The organism is Emcibacteraceae bacterium (assembly GCA_041396985.1).
Classification (GTDB): Bacteria; Pseudomonadota; Alphaproteobacteria; order Sphingomonadales; family Emcibacteraceae; genus Pseudemcibacter.
Window position 1 is genome coordinate 187,885 of record JAWKXO010000004.1, and the last position, 15,675, is coordinate 203,559.

The following is a 15,675-nucleotide window of genomic DNA, read 5'->3' on the forward strand; positions in this document are numbered from 1 at the left end:
ATTTTTCCTACTCTTTACCAGCTGGCCTAATGTGCGTGACTTCAAACATGCCGTCACTTGGTTTTTCAACGATCATTTCAATTTCCGATCCTGCGCCAAGGGTAGATATGTCAATTGACAAGGCGATGCTGAAATTCATAGTCATACCCATCATTCCCAGATTTTTAATAGGGCCGTGTGTCAAGTTTACGGTACGGTTTTCAATATCCACGCTGTTGATTTTGGCGAGCGTCCAGTTTTCCGGATCGTCAAGAGAAGACCCCATATTCATTGTGACATCGTCCTGATTATCATTATGATCCATTCTCTTGAAATCAGCCGTTTTACTGGATTCTGAATCGATCAGGAACTGCGCAGATACCACAACCTTATCCCCCGCGTTGATACCCGATAATATTTCCGTATTCTGGTCATCAACACGCCCAATTCTAACGATAGCGGACCTGAACTTACCGCCGTCTAGGGCAAGAACAACCCGGTCATTACCCCCGGTCCTGATTACCGCATCTTTCGGTACAATCAGGCTTTCCCCATCCTGCCGAGTATCCAGTTCAACCTGAGCAAACATATTGGGTTTTAGCCTGCCGTTTTTATTTTCGAACCGGAGCCTTACTTTCAGCGTTCTGGTCATCGGGTCCAATGCGGGTTGAACATAATCAACCATACCCTGCCATTTTTCACCGGGAAGGTAATCAACCATCATGGTAACCGGCGTGCCATTTTTGACATATGCCGCCTGCCTTTCGAAAACTTCAGCCTCAACCCAGACCTGATCCAAATTGCCAATCGACATCATTGTTGTCCCCGGCATGACGTAGAAGCCCTGACGGATATTCAGGTTGTCAACAACCCCGGATTTCGGGGCATAAAAGGTCACCGTTTGTTTTACTTTTCTTGTTTTTTTCAGGGTTTCAATGGTGCCTTCAGGAATTTGCAGCGACTTCAAACGATCTTCCGAAGCCGATATTAACTGACTATTGTTTCGGCTGAGCGCAACAACCAGTTCTTCCTGTGCATTGACTAATGTTGGTGAATATAGATCATAAAGCGGCTCCCCTGCATTTACCGGGTCACCCGTCGCTTTGACATAAAGCTTTTCAATCCAGCCTTCCACCCGCGGGTGGATATGGACAAGCTGATCTTCATCATATTCCACATATCCTACCGTTTTTATAATCGAACTAATATTTTGCATTTTTGCCGTGGTGGTACGAACACCAAGGTTGTTGACCACATCCGGCGAGATTTTTACTGTTCCGGCTTCATCATTCTGGCCGTTTTTTGCATCTTCGGCATAAACAGGAACCAGCTCCATTCCCATTGGGGACAGCCCCGGCTCATCGCGTCGGTAATTGGGGTCCATCGGCGCGACCCAGTAAAGCGGTTTTTGTTCTCCTCCTTGATTACCACCCTCATCTGTGAAGCCGACGAATGAACTGACCACAAGCGTCAATATTGATCCGGCTATGGCAGCAATTATCAGTAAAAGGATATTTTGTTTATTCAGTGTCATTTTGGCTCTCCAAAATCGGCATTATCTGTCAGGCTGTCTGTATCAGCCGTTGTGAAATAATAATTAAGTTCAAGAATGGTTTTCTGACGATCGACATCAATATTCAGCGCATCAATTTCTGCGTTCAATTCTGCAATCCGGGCGCGGACCACTTCGGCAAAATCACCATCATCATTGGTATAGGCGGTCAGGGATGCCTCGGCCTGCTCATTCATTTGGGGAAGCAGCTTATTTTCAAAAAGCGCTTTTCTTTCATCCAGTCGTATCAGTTTTGCTTTTGACGCTTCGAAGCCCGCTTTTAATTTTCGCAGTAGTTGCCATTTTTCGGTTCTTACGGCCTCCCTTATGGAAATGGCTGAACTATATTCCTTATCCTGCCTGTTTGCTGTAAAGAGAGGGACACTTAGAGAAACACCCACAGTAATATTATCCGGCCGACTGTTGCCGAATGGATCACTGCTTCGATGCCCATAAGTGGCATTTAGCCCCCAGGAAGGCTTATATTTTTGTCTGGCAAGATCAACGCCCATAGCCGTAGCATCAATTTTATTTTCAAGGGCTTTCATTAATGGATGATCGCTCAAACGGTTCAAAAATTCCTCATCATTTATCATTACGGCATCATCGGTATATTCAGGGGCCAGCAAAGGGATTTCGGGCATCTGATCAGCGATCATAACGGTTGAAAAACTATCATTTTCAGCACTAAGCCATTCTGAAAGTTTTTCAATATACGTATCTTTTGACTGATTTAGCATGGTCACCCGATCATTAAGCCGGGTCAGTTCCAGCTGCGCCCGGACAATATCCTGCTGTCTGGTTTTTCCCATCGCGGCCGAGTAGCTGGACATGGCGATTTCCGAAAGCTGTTCAAATAATGATCTATTCTTTTCTATCAGCTCAATGGATTTTTGCGCCCGGTAGGCTTCAATCCATAATCCACTGACAGTGACCTTAACCTGCGCTTTTCTATCCTGTCTCTGATATGGAAAGGCGTGCGCTTCAAGCTTTAGCTGTTCTCTTTTGATATTGAGACTATTCCCTTGGGGAAACATCTGGCTAACACCAATCCTGATCTGGGTCATTCCATCCTGATTAAGGGAAAAATTATTGGTCGGCACATTGGAAAGCCCCAATGATATCTGCGGATCGGGGAGTGATCCTGCCGCCACACTCATGGATTTTGTTGCGTCCTCCATGTGTCTGTTGCCCTCGATCCAGGGATCATTTTGCTGCGCACGCTTTACGGCCTGCTCGATATATATTGGTTGACTGGTATTTTGGGCCAATACCGGGCCTTCTATGGTTAAAGTTGCTAAAACCATAATAATGAATGTTCTAATCATTATGTCTTACTCCTCTTGGCTCACGCCAGAGCATCTTGATTTTTTCCTTAAGAAAAGAATTTCTCCACTAACAGGTCTGAAATATTGAGGACTGACCTCAATCAGACACACTTATCCTGCGTTAAGCAGAAATTGGTGGACGAAATAGAGAAGTAAGAGGCTGGGAACTTATTGAAATGACTGGGATATCAATTTGCTGAGTAGAAACATACTCAAAACCGGTTAAGGAAAATTCAGGCAGTATGCAGCTGATAGCAAGGTTGCAATCCATGGCACATACCGGATCGTCATCACAACAATCCATCTTGCCTGACGACATGAACATTATTTTATGATCCATTTTATGCATGTTCATATCACAGCTGCTCCCGCCTTGCGCGGCCAATGCCTGTCCGGAAAGGACAATCAAAATAAGAAGTGCTGTAAATATTTTCTGTTTCAACTGCATAAATCGCCTTCAATAGTTTTAAAAGTTATGACAAAGCCTACTTCTTATTTCAATCATTTTTTCTACATTTTAACCAGTCTGAGCCTTAAGGCATTACTGACGACCGATAGTGATGAAAGGCTCATTGCCGTTGCCGCAATAATCGGCGAGAGTAAAATACCAAAAAACGGGTACAATACACCTGCGGCCACGGGAACCCCCAACGCGTTATAAATGAAGGCCAGAAACAAATTTTGTTTAATATTTCCCATAGTGGCGTCCGATAATCTTCTGGCACGGACAATAGCATTTAATTCACCACGCACCAGAGTGATGCTGGCACTTTCAAGCGCGACATCAGCGCCAGTTCCCATGGCAATGCCGACATCCGCTTGGGCAAGGGCTGGCGCATCATTTACGCCGTCCCCCGCCATAGCAACAATTGCACCGGCCGCCTGTAATTTCTTAATAATATCAACCTTTCCAGCCGGAAGGACCCCTGCCTTAACATCATCAATGGCAAGTTTGGCCGCAACGGCACGGGCCGTTTTTTCCTCATCCCCGGTGACCATAACGATCTTAAGGCCTTCATTTTTTAAATCCAGCAGTGCCTTGGGGGTGGTTTCCTTAATGGGATCAGCAACCGCAATCAGCCCGGCCAGTTTGTTATCAATTGCTTGCATCATAATGGTTTTGCCTTCTGACCTTAAGGTTTGTGCTTGTTCCAATGCAGCGTCAGTTGAAACACCCAGTAATTCCATCATCTTACTATTGCCAAGGGCAACTTTCTTACCGTCAAATTTTCCACTGACACCCTTGCCTGTTTCCGTTTCAAAATCATCAATTGCTGCGGCGGAAATGTTTTTATTTTCGGCACCCTTTACGATCGCTGTGGCAAGGGGGTGTTCACTCTTTTTTTCCAGTCCACTGGCGACACTCAGTATTTGTTCTTCTTCAAAACCATCCATCGCTACAACATCGGTTAAGGCGGGTTTTCCAACTGTTAATGTACCCGTTTTATCAACGATAAGGGTATCAACACTTGTAAACCTCTCAAGCGCTTCGGCATTTTTAATGAGTACACCTAATTGGGCGCCCCGTCCCATACCAACCATGATTGACATTGGGGTAGCAAGGCCGACGGCACATGGACAGGCGATAATTAGAACAGAGACAGCCGCCACAAAGCCAAATGTAAAGGATGGCTCGGGACCAAAAATATACCATACTGTGAATGCAACAACGGCCGACAAAATAACGGCCGGGACAAACCAGCTGGCAATCAGGTCAGCATATTTTTGGATTGGCGCTCTGCTTCTTTGCGCATCCGCAACCATATTTACAATCTGTGACAGCATTGTTTCAGAACCGACCCGTTCGGCCTTAAAATTAAAGCTTCCTTTTGTGTTTAAAGTAGCCCCGGTAACTTTATCACCAACTGACTTTTCAACCGGAACCGGTTCACCAGACAACATACTTTCATCAACGAATGAACGACCTTCAACCACTTCACCGTCAACCGGGACTTTCTCGCCGGGCCTGACACGCACTATGTCTCCAACATTTATTTCTTCAATGGGTACTTCTTCCTCTGTTCCGTCATTTTTAATCCTGATCGCTTTTTTAGGGGCAAGATCAAGAAGGGCGCGGATGGCACCCCCTGTTTTTTCACGGGCCTTAAGCTCCAATACCTGACCAAGCAGCACCAGTACGATAATGACAGAGGATGCCTCAAAATATACGGGGACAAGGCCATGGTCAGACTTTACCTGATCCGGAAAAATATCGGGAAGAAAAAGAGCAACTATACTGTAAAGATAGGCCACACCTGTGCCTAAACTTATCAATGTCCACATATTCAGGTTCATTGTTTTAACGGACTTATACCCCCTCACAAAAATGGGTTGGGCCGTCCATAAAACAACAACAGAGGCGAGCAGGAACTGTATTATATAGGATGACTTGGGTTCCACGAGTTGATGGATGGCAGGGAAAATATGACCGCCCATTTCAAGGATGAATACGGGTAATGCTGCAATAAACCCTATCTTCAGCCGCTTTGTAAAATCAACAAGTTCCGGGTTTGGCCCTTCATCACCACTGAACACACCCATCGGCTCAAGCGCCATGCCGCAAATCGGACAATCGCCTGGATGATCCTGAATGATTTCCGGATGCATGGGACAAGTATATTGGGTACCCTTCGGCATTTGCTCCGGCGCAGAGCTCTTTTCAAGATATTTTTCAGGATCGGCTTCAAATTTTGAATGGCAGTGTGACGAACAAAAATAATAGTCATTATTTTTATAACTGCTTTGATATTTTGCCGTCGCAATATCAACAGTCATTCCGCATACAGGGTCATGGGCCTGTTTTTTAGTATGATTATGATTACATTCGCTATGCATTTAATTTATTCCAAAATGATAATATTAAAAGCAAGGATACAGTATTATATCACAAAAGCTGTTACAGAACTCCGGGAAAGATTTATATATTTTACAGATTATCGATCGTTTTTCTAAGTTTTGTATTTTTCAGTTTCTTAAAGTGGCTCGGGCTGAGCCCGGTTACCGACTTGAACTGATTACTAAGATGTGCAAGGCTGCTATAGCCTGTCTGAAAAGCTATCTGGCTTAAAGTCAGTTCATCATAGACAAGTAATTCTTTTACCTTTTCTATTTTTTGCAGGATAAAATACCGCTCGAGCGTAATCCCTTCCACGCTTGAAAATAAGCTGCTCAAATAATTATATTCATAGGCAATATGCCGGCCCAAATATTCAGACAGATTTATATGATGAAGCCCGTCCTGCAATTGAACAAGGTCAATAACGGCTTTTTTTATGCTTTCGATCAGCCTGCTTTTTTTATCATTGATCAGCTCAAACCCCAACTTCTCAAGGTCTTTCTCAAGATTAATAATTTCTGTTTCAGAAATAACTATATTTCCCAGATCAACTTCGCCAAGCGATACACGCGCAGAATTTATCCCTCTTTTTGCAAGAATATCTTCCACCACCATAATGCAGCGGTTACAGACCATATTTTTAATATATAGTTTCATAATCTAACAATGATTATACCTAAACCACATGTCAAGATGTGCTGAAGAAGAAAAATTGCGATGTTCTGTTGTTCAATTTTTATATGAATAATCTAATTGAACTTTACGTTCGTATTAAGTAAGCGGTGTTCAAGAAATGACTTTATATTATCCAATAAATGGTACAAAAATGGCTCCAATAGCACTTTGTACCACCTACATAACATATTGATATTATTTAATAAAAAATGATGGATATCCGCTCCGCCCCCGGGCACCATCATCACACTTTCTTCTTTCAAGCCAATAAGTTATTGCATTTCTTGCTAAGTTAATCATTGATTGTCACAATAATGACTTCAGTATACATTGTAACATCCTGTCTAATCATTCATATTATTATATTATGCTCATCTCTTGGCACAATGCCTTATCTTTTACCTTTTCAAGAAGTTGATTTTTAGTATCCGGAATTAAGCAAAATGGAATTCATGAATACTAGATCACGTTTCCCTTCCATCTGGACGCTTGCTGAATAACATAGGTGAATATTCAACCAGGTAAATCATGAAGCATATCACCCATAATGAAGCTGACAATGTTACCAAATTGATTTTTTGTGAGGGAACGATAATGGGGCCAATAACCCTGACCAGAGCGGCACACTGGATAAGAGAAAATGCCAGCATCGTAGATCTTGAGGCTTTTAAATTTCTGCCTGTATGCCCCAAGGTCACACGACAGATCATCCCCAAAATCATCGTTCCAATAGCTCCAATGGTTAGAGCATGAATAATCATTGGCATTGTCAATATATTCAAACCGGTCAATGAGATAAGAAATAAACCAATAATCAGCCAGCAATATCCCAGATGCAGCACCCAAAGCATTGGATCATGTCGTGTTTTAAGAGTATGATAATGTCTCATCCGAATGAGATGAATAAGAGAAGAGATTAGGGCAGCAAAAAACAATACTAGGCTGTTCGGGAATAAAGCAATTGAAAGAACAACCGCCAACAAAGAAATGAGTGCCGCCGCATCCATTTTAGTCTGCGGTGTCTGGTATAAATGTAACCCCGTCTGACGCAAGGCGCCAACAGTGAAAGCAGGAATGATGCGCCCCCCAACCAGAGAAATCATCATCAGAATGATTATAATAGCGATATAAAGTGGTTCCAATTCCTGAACCAGAAGAAACCACAGGTCACACGCAAATAAACCTGTAAGGAAGGATAAGAAAATAAAATTTCGGGTATTCCAGCTTTTTAAGAGAGGAATTGTCAGTGAAATTGTCAATGCCGGAAGAAAAAGAAGTTCTGCGATAACAATCCCCCAGTATGGCAGTCCAATATCAATATTAACAGCGAGGCGGCCAAACAACCATAACAGACACAGACCCGCTAGATGAACTTGTCTTGCCGGGGCACCGCCGGTCCAGTTGGCAACGGCGGTCAGAAGAAAGCCTGAAACTATGGCCAGGACAAAGCCATAGATCATTTCATGGGAATGCCAGGAAACCGGATCAAAATAAAAAGACGGAGGTGAAATTTTTCCTGAATAAATAAAAGCCCAAATAAAAATATTTATGACACTGTAGGCCGCTCCCAGAAAAAAGAAAGGACGAAAGCCCCGCCCTAAAAATGGATGTTCAAACAAGCTTTGCAAAATGATCTCCGTTATTTCATTTAATCATATAGGAACACTGCCCCCCAAGTTTACTGGACCAGTGGTGTTTTTTCCCCCTCCAACTGAAATCCGCCTATTTTTGACCGTCCCGCAAGAAGCTGTACATATTGCTGAAAAGCCTTGTTCCAGCTTTTCTCCTCTAGCTCACTTTTAATCCACTCTACAACATTTTCAAAGGGTAGCTGCGCCCCTTCAACCCTTTTATTAACCTTTATTATATGATAACCTACAGCTGTCTCAACGGGCTCCTGGCTGATCTCTCCTTCCTTAAGACGAAGCAGTGCCGCCTCAAATGCCGGCATTGTCTGCCCTTTGCTTATCTGGCCAAGACGTCCGCTGTCCTTAGCGGATGAACAGGCGGATTCGGACCTTGCAATCTGTTCAAATCTTTCCGGTATATGCATAACTTCTTTTAAGGCAAATTCTGCTTTTTCTTTGGCCAGTTGCCTAAGTTCAGCATTATCCGGAGGGGCTAGGTATAAAATATGAGATACATCAAATAATGGAGAAGTAAAAAACCGATGCTTGTTTTGCTCATAATAGTGCCTGCACGTTTCCTCGTCCGCTTTTGGAACATTTAATTCGCGGCTTAGCAAGGTTTCAATAACGCTATCCGGATTTTTCATGGCTTTCTTTCTTTCACATAATCCGAGCTCTGCCGCCCTCTGAATTAAAATCTCCCTGATAATAAGGGCCTTTGTTGCCCTATACTTCGCCTCCGAGAAATTATCTGCCGGATGATATTGTACCTCTGCATTTATTTCATCAGGAGAGATTTTAATACCGTTAACAGTAATATCCTGAGCAGCGGCTGACATTACTTGGCCCTCCTGCGGACTATCTGATATGGCCTAAATACATATCCTACCGGTACACTTAAGGCATGGACCAGCCTTGTGAACGGGAACACCACCAGTAAAAACAGACCTAAAGTGATATGTGCCTTAAAGATAATGGCCACGTCCGAAATATATTCATGCGCACCTCCCCTGAAAGTGACAATATGTTGCGCCCAATCCATAAATTTCACCATCTCATGGCCATCAAGATGCTGCATGGAAACGGTGATGGTGATAAGACCAAGAAGAAGCTGAAACAGCAACAGAAACAAGACCATTATGTCAGCAATTGAGCTGTTGGCTCTGATACGATGGTCAAAAAGACGTCTGTGAATTAACATCAAAATACCCACTAAACAGAAAATACCGGCAATACCACCGGCGGACATTGCCAGTATCTGTTTAGCTCCATGGGAAATGCCCAGAGCATCAAATATGACAATCGGGGTTAAAAGCCCAACCGCATGCCCGGCAAGAATAAAAAGAATACCGACATGGAACAGAATGCTGCCCATAATCAGCTGCTTACGGCGCAAAAACTGGCTTGACTTACTTCGCCACGAATAAGGGTCACGGTCAAACCGTAATAAGCACCCAAGCAGAAAAACAAAAATTGAGATATAGGGAAAGATTTGAAACAGGAAAAAATCCAGTGCACTGCTCATTTTGTAATCCTTTCGCTTTTGGTATCATGATATTCACTAAATCTTGCGACTAATTCATCCGCCCTTGGGCAGCCCGCCTCACCATTATTGTCTAAACCATTATTTTCAAATGCGAACTGTTCCTCCCATTCTCTGTCGACCTGAGCATTGCTATAGGCCGCACCTGAAGCCTGCCTGATTGCCTGCTCGACGGCACGAGCATCGGGTTTTCTTGAAACGGTTTCGATGATTGCATCAAAAATTATGGCATATTTTGACTGGCGGTTCTCAAGACGTTTTTTCAAAGCAGACAGAATATTTATTATGGTATTTAGATTTTCTTTTGCGTCTTCCTGTGACTGAATCGAACAGAATTCCAGAAATATTGGAAGATAGTCGGGTGTTTCGGCCATTTGAATAGATAGTCCAACATTCTGAAAAAGTTCACTCAAATCAGCCAGTGCCTGTCCACGGTCTCTTGAATCACCGTGGACATGTTCAAACAGATGGAGGGATAGGGAGGGCGTCCGGTCAAAAAGGGCAACATACCCTTCCTGTAAATCCAGCAGGTCAGTCCGCTTCATTTCCTGAAGAAAACCTTCTAGTCGTTTGATTGACTTCGAAGATAACCATTTTTCATTCTTCAGAATCTGCTGACATTCATTCAGATTTCGTATGTGATCTTCCGTCGGATAGGTTAGCAGGAAACCGAGTAATTTCAGAGTTCTCATCGTCTTTTCCAATTTTGTATTCCAGGTAACAGCTTTTTTATAAACATCTTATTGACCTTTATTTCTTGCAGCGCCACTGCCACAGCTTGAGTTATGCCGAGCCGCCCCTTCATAATGGTCACGAGTGAAAATGGTGTTTACTCTGTTGCTTTTTGTACTGCCGGACTGGCCGCGGGACTGCTTAGGACTTTCAAAGAAATCATAGCTACTATTGCTATGACCGGAACAGCCGTTCCCGAAACTGAAGCCGCAACCACCACTTTCCGCAAAAGCATCCATTGTTTCTTCACGGTGCCCCGTTGGAATAACATAGCGATCTTCATAATTGGCGATAGCCATGGTTTTATACATATCTTCAACTAGTTCTTTGGTTAAACCAACTTTTTCCAGAAGATCGGCTTTTTCAACTCCTTCAATTTTTTTGCCTCGCATATATTGGCGCATTGTCATCATCCGGCTCAATGCCAGCCGGATGGGGTCTTCCGCACCGCCTGTGAGCATATTGGCCAAATATTTAACAGGAATCCTCATATCATTGATATCCGGCATTACGCCGTCCTGTGATTTGATTTTTCCTGCTTCATATGCAGACTGAACTGGTGAAAGGGGTGGGATATACCAGACCATAGGCAGAGTTCTGTATTCAGGATGAAGCGGGAATGCCACTTTCCAGTCGATTGCCATTTTATAAATCGGTGACTTCTGCGCCCCTTCTATCCAGTTTTCAGGAATACCCTGCCTGCGGGCTTCCTCAATTATTTCCGAGTCATGCGGATCTAGGAAAATGTCAAGCTGGGCTTCATATAGATCCTGCTCATTTTCAACACTGGCCGCTTCTTCAATACGGTCAGCATCATAGAGGATTACTCCCAGATACCGAATACGACCAACGCAGGTTTCAGAACATACTGTGGGTTCACCGTTCTCAAGTCGTGGGTAGCATAATGTACATTTTTCCGCTTTTCCGGATTTCCAATTATAATATATTTTTTTATAAGGACAGCCGGACATACACATGCGCCAGCCCCGGCATTTATCCTGGTCCACCAGTACCACACCATCTTCCTCACGCTTATAGATAGAGCCGGAAGGACAGGATGCAACGCAGGTCGGATTAAGACAGTGTTCACACAACCGGGGCAGATACATCATGAATGTATTTTCAAATTCGCCGTAAATTTCCTCTTCAATATCCTTGAAATTATAATCTTTACGTCTTTGTGAAAATTCGGTCCCGAGAATCTCTTCCCAGTTTGGACCCCATTCCACTTTTTCCATTCGCTCGCCCGTAATCAGCGAGCGTGGCCGTGCCGTCGGCATGGTTTTGCTTTCAGGTGCTTTCTGCAAATGGTCATAATCAAAAGTGAATGGTTCATAATAATCGTCAATTTCCGGCATGTTGGGATTTCCGAAAATATTCGCCAGAATGCGCCACCGCCCACCCTGCTTCGGATGAATTTTGCCATTATTATAGCGCTTCCATCCACCATTCCATTTATTCTGATTTTCCCATTCTTTTGGATATCCAATGCCGGGTTTGGTCTCAACATTATTAAACCAGACATATTCAACCCCCTCGCGAGAAGTCCAGACATTCTTACAGGTAACCGAACAGGTATGACAGCCAATACATTTATCAAGGTTTAGAACCATGCCTATTTGAGCGCGTATTTTCATTATTCTGCTACCTCCTCATTCACTGTTTCTTCCATCCAGTCAACCTGATCCAGCTTCCGAACCATGACGAACTCATCACGGTTTGAGCCAACAGTGCCGTAATAATTAAACCCATATGAAAGCTGAGCGTATCCGCCAATCATGTGGGTTGGTTTGACAGTCGTTCTTGTCACTGAATTATGGATGCCCCCTCTGGCATTGGTGGTTGGACTGCCCGGGGTGTGAACCAGTTTTTCCTGTGCATGATACATCATCAGCATACCCTGATTGACCCGTTGGGAAACAACCGCGCGGGCAACAATGACTCCATTACTGTTAATAATTTCCAGCCAGTCATTATCCCGCGCATTAATTTTCTTTGCGTCTTCTTCACTAAGCCAGACGATTGGCCCGCCGCGGGACAGGGTAAGCATATGAAGGTTATCCGAATAGGTCGAATGAATACCCCATTTCTGGTGTGGTGTTATGAAATTCAGGGCGATTGATGGCCCCTCATTTCCTTCATTCTGTGCCAAACTATTAACTGTTCTCGTATTGATCGGCGGACGATAGGAAACGAGACCTTCACCAAAATCAATCATCCAGGGATGATCCTGATAAAGCTGCTGTCGCCCGGTCAGTGTCCGCCAGGGAATAAATTCGTGAACATTGGTGTAACCCGCATTATAGCAGACATGTTCTGATTCAATTCCGCTCCAGGTTGGCGAGCTGATAATTTTGCGTGGCTGTGCCTGAATGTCACGAAAACGGATTTTCTCCTCTTCCTTGGGACGGGCAAGATGAGTGTGATCACGACCGGTAATTTTCCCCAGGGCCGCCCAGCTTTTAACGGCAACCTCGCCATTTGTTTCAGGTGCCAGTGAAAGTATGGTTTCACAGGCGTCAATATCCGTTTCAATTTTTGCCCGTCCATCCTTTTCACCGTTCAGGGCCTTTAAGAATTCAACTTCTTCTTTTGTGTCCCAGGAAATACCTTTACCGCCATTGCCAACATTTTCCATCAGCGGACCAAGGGTCGTAAACCGTTCATAAGTGGCGGGATAATCCCGTTCAATGACCTTCATAACCGGCGCCGTTTTTCCGGGAATAAGATCACATTCCCCTTTACGCCACTCTTTAACATCCGGTTGTGCAAGTTCGCCCGGTGTATCATGCTGAATAGGGGAAAGGACGATTTCCTTTTCTGTCCCCAGATTGCCTTCGCAAAGTTCAGAAAACTTTTTCGCAATCCCTTTATAGATTTCCCAGTCCGATTTGCTTTGCCATACCGGATCAATCGCTTTTGAAAGCGGGTGAATAAACGGATGCATATCCGATGTATTCAAATCATTTTTTTCGTACCAGCTGGCTGTTGGCAGGACAATATCCGAATAAATACAAGTGGTTGACATTCTAAAATCAAGAGTAACCACAAGATCAAGTTTGCCCTCCGGAGCTTCATCATGCCATTGAACCTCCCGAGATCCTTTTGCCCCCTCCGCTCCAAGGTCTTTGCCCTGTAACCCATGCTGTGTTCCCAGGAAATGCTTAAGGAAATACTCATGTCCCTTGCCGGACGAACCAAGAATATTTGACCGCCAGATAAACATATTGCGAGGCCAGTTGACCGGATCATCCGGATTTTCACAGGACATTCTGAGGTCGCCTGATTTAAGACGTCCTACAACATAGTCAATCGGATCTTTACTGGCATCACCCGCTTGTCGAACCAGATCAAGCGGGTTTTCCTCCAGCTGCGGCGCAGACGGAAGCCATCCCATTCTTTCCGATTTTATGTTGCAGTCAATAAGTGAACCTTCCCATTTTTTCCTGTCTGCAAGGGGGGAAAGAATTTCATCGACTTTCAATGTTTCATAACGCCATTGGTCTGTATGCGCATAAAAGAATGATGTTGAGTTCTGGTGTCGTGGCGGCCTGTTCCAGTCCAGCGCAAAGGCCAGTGGTGTCCAACCGGTCTGTGGTCTTAATTTTTCCTGCCCGACATAGTGTGACCACCCCCCGCCAGACTGGCCGATACAACCACAAAAAACCAGCATATTAATACAGGCCCTATAGTTCATATCCATATGGTACCAATGGTTCATTGCGGCACCTATGATGATCATGGACTTGCCTTTTGTTACATCGGCATTTTTTGCAAAAGCACGAGCAACCTGAATGACCTTTTCTGCGCTGACACCGGTTATGCTTTCCTGCCACTTTGGCGTATAGGGTATATTTTCATCATAACTTGCAGCAACATTATTGCCCCCCAACCCTTTACGGGCAATGCCGTAATTGGCACAAAGCAGATCAAAGACGGAGGCTACAGGTGTTTTCTTGCCGTTAAGTTCGAGATATCTGACCGGTACATTCCTTTTAAGAATTTCTTCCTGCTTGTTGGTTTTAAAATATCCATGCTCGTGGCTTTGTCCTGCAAAATAAGGGAAGCCGACTTCCAGAATATCATCATGGTTTTTCAGTAATGATTTTAATGGTCTGATTTTAGATCCTGATTTTGAATCAGCGGGCGAAATATTCCATTTCCCGTCTTCGCCCCACCTAAAACCGATAGATCCTGTTGGCACGGAAATTTCATCCGTTAGCTCATCAAAAACCACCGTTTTCCAATCAGGATTATTTTTTTCATTGAGTGAATTATCGAAGTCCGAAGCCCGCACCATCCGGCCCGGCGCGAATAAATCCCCCTTCTCTTCCAGCTTAACCAAGAATGGCATATCACTGTATGTCCGGCAATATTCATCAAAATAGTCCGATGTATTCTCAAGATGAAATTCCTTCAGGATGACGTGTCCCATCGCCATGGCCATGGCCGCATCTGTACCCTGACGCGGATTAAGCCAGATATCGCCAAATTTTGATGCCTCTGAATAATCCGGAGTTACAGTAACAACCTGTGTTCCTTTATAACGTGCTTCAGTCATAAAATGGGCATCAGGCGTACGGGTCTGAGGCACATTTGACCCCCACATAATGATAAATCCCGAATTATACCAGTCTGCGCTTTCCGGTACATCCGTCTGCTCGCCCCAGCTTTGTGGCGATGCGGGCGGCAGGTCGCAGTACCAGTCATAAAAACTCATACAGACCCCGCCGATCAGGGACAGATAACGTGATCCGGCGGCATAGGAAACCATCGACATTGCAGGAATAGGGGAAAATCCTATGATACGATCAGGCCCATACTGCTTGATCGTATAAATATTGGATGCTGCAATAATTTCGTTAACCTCATCCCAGTCTGCACGAATAAACCCGCCACGGCCCCGTACTTTTTGATAGGACTGTCTTAAAACCGGATCACTTTGTATATAATTCCAGGCCTTTACCGGATCCCCACCCACTTCACTTTTCGCATCACGCCATATCTTAATCAGTTTTTTTCTGATCAGCGGGTATTTCAGACGATTGGCTGAGTAAATATACCAGCTGTAACTTGCACCACGTGAACATCCCCTTGGTTCATGGTTTGGCAGGTCGGGTCTGGTCCTCGGATAATCAGTCTGTTGCGTTTCCCAGGTAATGAGGCCGTTCTTCACATAAATCTTCCATGAACAGGACCCGGTACAGTTTACGCCATGAGTTGAGCGAACTATTTTATCATGAGCCCAACGATCTCTATAGGCCGATTCCCAAGCCCTGTTTTCTTCAGTCGTTATACCATGACCGTTTGAAAATTCCTCTCTGTCCTGGGAAAAATAACTGATACGATCTATAAAATAGCTCATCGCTACGGCTCCTTAAGTTATTATTTATTCTTAGTTT

11 protein-coding genes are annotated in these 15,675 nt (G+C 44.2%); all 11 read right to left on the reverse strand.

What is annotated here, in order from left to right; genetic code table 11:
• Nucleotides 1–7 precede the first annotated feature (7 nt).
• Complete coding sequence (locus R3D86_11825) at nucleotides 8–1,513, reverse strand: efflux RND transporter periplasmic adaptor subunit (GenBank protein ID MEZ5758898.1); 1,506 nt, start codon at nucleotides 1,511–1,513, stop codon at nucleotides 8–10.
• Nucleotides 1,510–2,859 carry a TolC family protein gene (locus R3D86_11830; GenBank protein ID MEZ5758899.1) on the reverse strand — a complete coding sequence of 450 codons (1,350 nt, stop codon included), beginning with the start codon at nucleotides 2,857–2,859 and terminating at the stop codon, nucleotides 1,510–1,512. Before R3D86_11830 ends, R3D86_11825 begins: the two co-directional genes overlap by 4 nt.
• 121 nt (nucleotides 2,860–2,980) lie before the next feature.
• Nucleotides 2,981–3,307: a hypothetical protein gene (locus tag R3D86_11835; GenBank protein ID MEZ5758900.1), complete on the reverse strand. Its 327-nt coding sequence runs from the start codon at nucleotides 3,305–3,307 to the stop codon at nucleotides 2,981–2,983.
• Nucleotides 3,308–3,369: 62 nt separating this feature from the next.
• A complete protein-coding gene (locus tag R3D86_11840) occupies nucleotides 3,370–5,694 on the reverse strand; it encodes a heavy metal translocating P-type ATPase (protein MEZ5758901.1) in 2,325 nt (774 codons plus the stop codon).
• Between the two features lie 91 nt (nucleotides 5,695–5,785).
• Nucleotides 5,786–6,352, reverse strand: coding sequence for an AraC family transcriptional regulator (locus tag R3D86_11845; protein MEZ5758902.1), 567 nt, complete (start codon nucleotides 6,350–6,352; stop codon nucleotides 5,786–5,788).
• A 482-nt stretch (nucleotides 6,353–6,834) separates the two neighbouring features.
• Nucleotides 6,835–7,998 carry an NnrS family protein gene (locus R3D86_11850; protein ID MEZ5758903.1) on the reverse strand — a complete coding sequence of 388 codons (1,164 nt, stop codon included), beginning with the start codon at nucleotides 7,996–7,998 and terminating at the stop codon, nucleotides 6,835–6,837.
• Between the two features lie 50 nt (nucleotides 7,999–8,048).
• A complete protein-coding gene (locus tag R3D86_11855) occupies nucleotides 8,049–8,837 on the reverse strand; it encodes a peptidylprolyl isomerase (protein ID MEZ5758904.1) in 789 nt (262 codons plus the stop codon).
• Nucleotides 8,837–9,523, reverse strand: coding sequence for a respiratory nitrate reductase subunit gamma (gene narI / locus R3D86_11860; protein ID MEZ5758905.1), 687 nt, complete (start codon nucleotides 9,521–9,523; stop codon nucleotides 8,837–8,839). Before narI ends, R3D86_11855 begins: the two co-directional genes overlap by 1 nt.
• Nucleotides 9,520–10,233, reverse strand: coding sequence for a nitrate reductase molybdenum cofactor assembly chaperone (narJ, locus tag R3D86_11865; protein MEZ5758906.1), 714 nt, complete (start codon nucleotides 10,231–10,233; stop codon nucleotides 9,520–9,522). The genes narI and narJ overlap by 4 nt, the downstream gene beginning before the upstream one ends.
• Before the next feature lie 48 nt (nucleotides 10,234–10,281).
• On the reverse strand, nucleotides 10,282–11,910 hold the full coding sequence (gene narH / locus R3D86_11870) for a nitrate reductase subunit beta (GenBank protein MEZ5758907.1): 1,629 nt from the start codon (nucleotides 11,908–11,910) through the stop codon (nucleotides 10,282–10,284).
• A complete protein-coding gene (locus R3D86_11875) occupies nucleotides 11,910–15,638 on the reverse strand; it encodes a nitrate reductase subunit alpha (protein MEZ5758908.1) in 3,729 nt (1,242 codons plus the stop codon). Before R3D86_11875 ends, narH begins: the two co-directional genes overlap by 1 nt.
• Between the last annotated feature and the right edge of the window lie 37 nt (nucleotides 15,639–15,675).